Origin of the sequence: Phytoactinopolyspora endophytica, assembly GCF_004138495.1 — a bacterium.
Classification (GTDB): domain Bacteria; phylum Actinomycetota; class Actinomycetes; order Jiangellales; family Jiangellaceae; genus Phytoactinopolyspora; species Phytoactinopolyspora endophytica.
In genome coordinates this window covers 44,602-50,041 of the sequence record NZ_ML142858.1, presented here as the reverse complement: position 1 = coordinate 50,041, position 5,440 = coordinate 44,602, and the positions used below count along the sequence as shown (strand labels likewise).

Here is a 5,440-nt window from a genome sequence, read left to right as displayed (position 1 = left end):
GTCGAGCAGTCGCCCGATCTCGAAGAGCATCTTCGCCGACGACGGCGACTGCTGCTCGGGAGCGGGCCCGCCGGCCGGGCCGTACACTCGCCACGGTGTGAACGCGGAACCCTTCGTGTGGAAGGAGACGAAGTCCAGCGGCAATGAGTCTCGGCGGCATTGCTCCAGGAACCCGCGCAGGAACGGCGGTCCCTTGTCGCCGCCGGTCACCGCGGGCCCGCCGACCTTGGCGGCAGGCAACACGGATCGGACGGCTCCGGCGGTGACCGCGTAAAGGTCATAGAACTGCTGCGGGGTGCCCCGCCAGTAGAAGATGTCCGGTTCGTTCCACAGCTCCCAGTACCAGTCGGCGACCTCGTCCGCACCGTAGCGTTCCAGACAGTGTCGTGCGTGGGCGGCGACGAGACCGGCCCACTTGCCGTAGTCCTTCGGCGGGAAGGACCACAGGCCGTTCTCATAGGCGCTGTACACCGTCGGGCTCGGGATCGTGGTGAAGACGTCGTACGCGGTCTCCGGTACCAGGGCCTTCGGGGTGAAGGCCAGCTCGACCAGGACGTGGTGCCCGGCACCGACGATGGCGTCGTAGGTCTGGTCGACGATGGTGAAGTCGTAGTAAGGCGTGCCGTCCTCGTCTTCGTGGTACACGTTGCCGTTGCCCCAGTGCGGAAGGCCGAATCCGCTGCCGCTGCAGAAGACGTAGTGCGGGCGGACATCGAACGGACGCGGCGAGAACTCGCCGACTGTGCGCAGCAGCCGCTTGCCGCTCGGCGTGTACGTCCAGTTGATCTCGTCGTAGCCGATGCTGGCCCAGATCGGCGTCAGTTCGCCCGCGTCGGAGGAGGCGTCGACGCGCACCACCGCGGACCGGACGTGCGGCGCGTCGGGATCGCTGGCGGCGGCCTGGGGCTGTCTGCCGGTCAAGCCGGCATCGGCGCGGGCGTTCGTCTCTGTGGTCACGGTGTCAGCCTTTCAGTTCCGCATGATCAGATACGAGTTTGGGGCCGGTATGACGCCCCGAACTCGTATCTGATCACCACCGCCTTGGCGGATTCGCAGGCCGCCTCCGGAATGGGGTCAGGATGACCAAGGGCCCGTTGGGGAGGCGGCACGGATTGCAGCGGTGTCGAGGACCAGCGGTGCATGATCGATGTCGAACACAGGCCAATGCGCAATCAAGGTGAAGCTGCGAGTCGACGGCCGTGGCCATACCCAGAGGTCAGTGGTGATCTCGGCATACGCAGCATCCGTACCCAAGGGATCGGTAGGCGTGCCTGACGGCGCAGCGGTCGTTCTCACCCGGGTGCCACACACTGCTACGAAGAGGTCAGGCACGGTGTCCCGGTCCTGCCATCGATCCAGCGAGTCGGCACGGCGGCCATTCGGCAGGACTATCGCGAACCGGAGAAGTTCGTCAGGGACACCGGCCGTCCGCCTGGAAGGGCCAGGCCGGATCCAGCTTTGCGGGAGCCAAGAGTATCCGGCGCGCCGGCGAACAGTTGCTGAGATCGCGATCAGGCAGCCTTCCGTGAATGCTCGCAAGTGCAGGATCGAGATCGCGGCAACGGAGGACGTCGCCACCGGCTGATCCGCGAGAATCAGGACGCTGGGTGCGGCCACGGGCGGCTGCCCCCACGGCGGTAACCGCTCATGGTCGGTCCAGCGAGATTCACCTGGCTCGGATGCTCCGCTCGACACACCTCCATCGTAGGCGCCGAACAATGCGATAGATGTGTGTTGCCGACCGTCTACTACGCCATCAACCGTGAGCTGCCACAGGCATTCTGTCCCTTCAGACGACGGCGACCGGGAGGCTACGGCCGGCGAGCTCGCGCGGGCGGGAGCCGAGCTGGTCAGCAATCCCGATGAGCGCCTTGGCCGCAGGTAGGTCAGGCTGGGCGAGAACCAGTGGAGTACCGGCGTCCCCGGCCTCCCGAAGCCGCGTGTCCAGCGGTATCTGGCCCAGCACCGGTATGGACGTTTCCAGCGTTGCCGTGAGCGCGGCAGCTACCGCCTGCCCACCTCCGGCTCCGAACACTTCCAGCCGTTGGCCGTCAGCAGTGTCGAGCCAGGACATGTTCTCGACGACGCCGATCACCCGCTGCCGGGTCTGTGCGCCGATGGCCCCGGCCCGCTCGGCGACCTCGGCGGCGGCGAGCTGCGGTGTGGTCACCACGACGATCTCCGCCTCCGGAATCAGCTGCGCGATGGAGATAGCGACGTCGCCGGTGCCCGGCGGGAGGTCGAGGAGCAGGACGTCGAGATCGCCCCAGAAGACGTCCGCCGAGAACTGCTGGACGGCCCGGTGCAGCATCGGTCCACGCCAGATCACCGCGTCGTTGCCCTCGGTGAACATGCCCATCGAGATGACCTTCACCCCATGCGCCTGGGGCGGCATGATCATGGTGGAGACCTGGGTCGGCCGGGCGACGGTGCCGAGCAGCCGAGGAATCGAATGGCCGTGGATGTCGGCGTCCAGGACACCGACGGACAGACCCCGCGCCGCCATCGCGGACGCCAGATTCGCGGTCACCGTCGACTTGCCGACTCCCCCTTTGCCCGACGCGACGCAGTACACCTTGGTCAGCGATCCCGGCTCGGCGAACGGGATCACCGGATCGTCGCCGCCACGCACCTGCTTGCGGAGCTCGGCGCGCTGCTCGTCGTCCATCACATCCAGCTCGACCCGGACGTCGCGAACACCGGGGACCGCCAGCACCGCCGCCGTGACGTCGCTGGTGATCTTCTCCCGCAGCGGACACCCGGACACGGTCAGGTAAATTCCGACCGTGACCAGGTCGCCGTCGACCGTTATCTCCTTGACCATGCCGAGCTCGGTGAGCGGTCGGTTGATCTCCGGGTCCACCACCGTGGCCAGCGCTGCGCGGACTTCATCAACAGTCACAAGCTCTCCTTGCGTCGTGTCAGCCATGTGGCCGCGCCGGGACGGTCCAGGCGTCGGAACCGTTGAGCAGTGTGTCCAGGTTGCCGGTGTTCGTCCGGGTGGCGCTCTGGATCTGCGATCGTACCTGGTCGTCGTAGGTGGGGCGCTGGACGCTCCGGAAGACCCCGACCGGCACGTGATCCAGCCGCGGTCCGCCGAGGCGGGAAAGTGCGAACGCGTAGGCGGGGTCGGTGAGGCCGGCGTCGTGCACGACGACGTGCTCAGCGCCGCTTTTGGAGATCTCGGCCACGTCGAGCCCGCCGTACTCCGAACGCACGACGCCGAACTCGCCGGCCGGGCCGAAACGGATCGGTTCGCCGTCCCGTAGCGGGATGATCCGGTGCGCGGCTTCGCTGCGGTCCTTGAGCACGTCGAACGCGCCGTCGTTGAAGATCGGGCAGTTCTGGTAGATCTCCACCAGCGCACTGCCGCGATGCCGCGCCGCGGCATCCAGGACCTCGGTGAGCCCCTCCCGGTCGGAGTCGAGCGCCCGGGCGACGAAGGTGGCCTCGGCTCCCAGCGCCAGCGAGACCGGGTTGAACGGTGTGTCCAGCGATCCCATCGGCGTTGATTTGGTGACCGTGCCCTCCTCGCTGGTGGGCGAGTACTGGCCCTTGGTGAGCCCGTAGATCCGGTTGTTGAACAGCAGGATCGTCAGGTTGACGTTGCGCCGCAAGGTGTGAATGAGGTGGTTCCCGCCGATCGACAGGGCGTCGCCGTCGCCGGTGACCACCCAGACGGAGAGATCCGGGCGGGTGACGGCGAGCCCGGTGGCGATCGCCGGCGCGCGGCCGTGTATCGAATGCAGCCCGTAGGTGTTCATGTAGTACGGGAACCGCGACGAGCAGCCGATCCCCGAGATGAAGACGATGTTCTCCCGCTTCAAACCCAGTGTCGGCAGCAGCGACTGCACGGCGTTGAGCACGATGTAGTCGCCACAGCCCGGGCACCAGCGCACGTCCTGGCCGGACTTGTAGTCGCCGGCCCGCTGTGGCTCGTCGGCCATCGGGACACCGGCCAGCCCGTCGCCGTCGGTCTGGTTCTGCCCGGCCTGCCGCGCGGTCGGTGCGGGCACGTCAACGATCGTCATAACACTCCCCCTTCACGGCGCCGACCAGCACGTCTTGGAGCTCCTCTGCCTTGAACGACACGCCCGCGACTTTGGTGTGTGAGACCACGTCCACCAGGTACGCCGCGCGCAGCAACATCGCCAGTTGTCCGAGGTTCATCTCCGGGACGACCACCGTGTCGTAGCGGCTCAGCACATCGGCCAGGTTGGCCGGAAATGGATTGAGATACCGCAGGTGCGCTTGGGCAACCGGCCAACCGAGATTACGGACCCTCCGGCACGCGGCACCGATCGGGCCGTAACTGGAGCCCCATCCCAGGGCAAGCACGCGCGCCGATCCGGACGGGTCGTCCACCTCGACGTCCGGCACCGTGACGCCGGCCACCCTGGCGTGACGGATCCGGACCATGCGGTCGTGGTTGTCCGAGTCGTAGGAGATCTCGCCGGTGCTCTCCGCCTTCTCCAAGCCCCCGATGCGGTGTTCCAGGCCTGGCGTCCCGGGGACGGCCCATTCCCTGGCCAGCGTCTCGGGGTCGCGGGCATAGGGCCAGAAGTCGCCGGAGCCGTCCGTGGCGTTGGGCTGGTCGGCGAATCGCACGGACAGATCCGGGAGGTCGGCGGCGGCCGGGATGCGCCACGGCTCGCTGCCGCCCGCGAGCGCACCGTCGGACAACAGCATGACCGGGGTGCGATAGGTCAGCGCGATCCGGGCAGCTTCCAGAGCCATGTCGAAGCATTCCCCAGGCGTGGCCGGCGCCAGGATCGGCACCGGGCACTCGCCGTTCCGGCCGTGCATCGCCTGCAGCAGGTCCGCCTGCTCGGTCTTGGTCGGCAGGCCAGTGGACGGGCCTCCACGCTGCACGTCGATCACGACGAGCGGCAACTCGAGCATGACGGCCAGCCCGATCGTCTCCGACTTCAAAGCCACACCCGGCCCGGACGTCGTCGTGACGCCGAGCGCCCCGCCATAGGCGGCGCCCAGCGAGGCGCCGATCCCGGCGATCTCGTCCTCGACCTGGAGCGTGATGACCCCGAACGACTTGTGCTTCGACAGCTCATGCAAGATGTCCGACGCCGGTGTGATCGGGTATCCGCCGAGCAGCACCGGCAGACCGGACCGCTGCCCGGCGGCGATCAGACCGTAGGCGAGCGCGGTGTTTCCGGTGATCTGCCGGTAGCTGCCCGCGGGCAGCGGCGCCGGCGACACCTCATACGTGACGGCGAAGGACTCGGTGGTCTCACCGTAGTTCCAGCCCGCGCGGAAGGCTCGCACGTTGGCGTCGGCGATCTCCGGTCTGGCGGCGAACTTTGTCCGCAGGAACCGCTCCACGCCGTCGGTCGGCCGTTGGTACATCCATGACAACAGCCCCAGCGAGAACATGTTCTTGGCGCGCTCGGCGTCCTTCTTCGACAACCCCGTACCTTCCAGC

4 protein-coding genes are annotated in these 5,440 nt (G+C 67.6%); all 4 read right to left on the bottom strand.

Going from position 1 to position 5,440, the window contains the following annotated elements:
- Positions 1-957 (bottom strand): GH39 family glycosyl hydrolase (locus ELR45_RS38400; protein ID WP_205856875.1); only part of this gene is annotated, 957 nt, incomplete at its 3' end.
- Positions 958-1,789: 832 nt separating this feature from the next.
- A complete protein-coding gene (locus ELR45_RS19280; RefSeq protein ID WP_129667830.1) occupies positions 1,790-2,929 on the bottom strand; it encodes an Mrp/NBP35 family ATP-binding protein in 1,140 nt (379 codons plus the stop codon).
- Positions 2,922-4,031 carry a 2-oxoacid:ferredoxin oxidoreductase subunit beta gene (locus tag ELR45_RS19275; protein WP_129667829.1) on the bottom strand — a complete coding sequence of 370 codons (1,110 nt, stop codon included), beginning with the start codon at positions 4,029-4,031 and terminating at the stop codon, positions 2,922-2,924. The genes ELR45_RS19280 and ELR45_RS19275 overlap by 8 nt, the downstream gene beginning before the upstream one ends.
- Positions 4,018-5,440, bottom strand: a 1,423-nt coding sequence (locus tag ELR45_RS19270) for a 2-oxoacid:acceptor oxidoreductase subunit alpha (RefSeq protein ID WP_240759879.1), incomplete at its 5' end; no start/stop codon positions are given. The genes ELR45_RS19275 and ELR45_RS19270, both read right to left, overlap by 14 nt.

Excerpts from the sequence above, each read along its gene's own strand:
- ELR45_RS19280 (WP_129667830.1), bottom strand. The coding sequence starts at position 2,929 with ATGGCTGACACGACGCAAGGAGAGCTTGTGACTGTTGATGAAGTCCGC.
- ELR45_RS19275 (WP_129667829.1), bottom strand. The coding sequence starts at position 4,031 with ATGACGATCGTTGACGTGCCCGCACCGACCGCGCGGCAGGCCGGGCAG.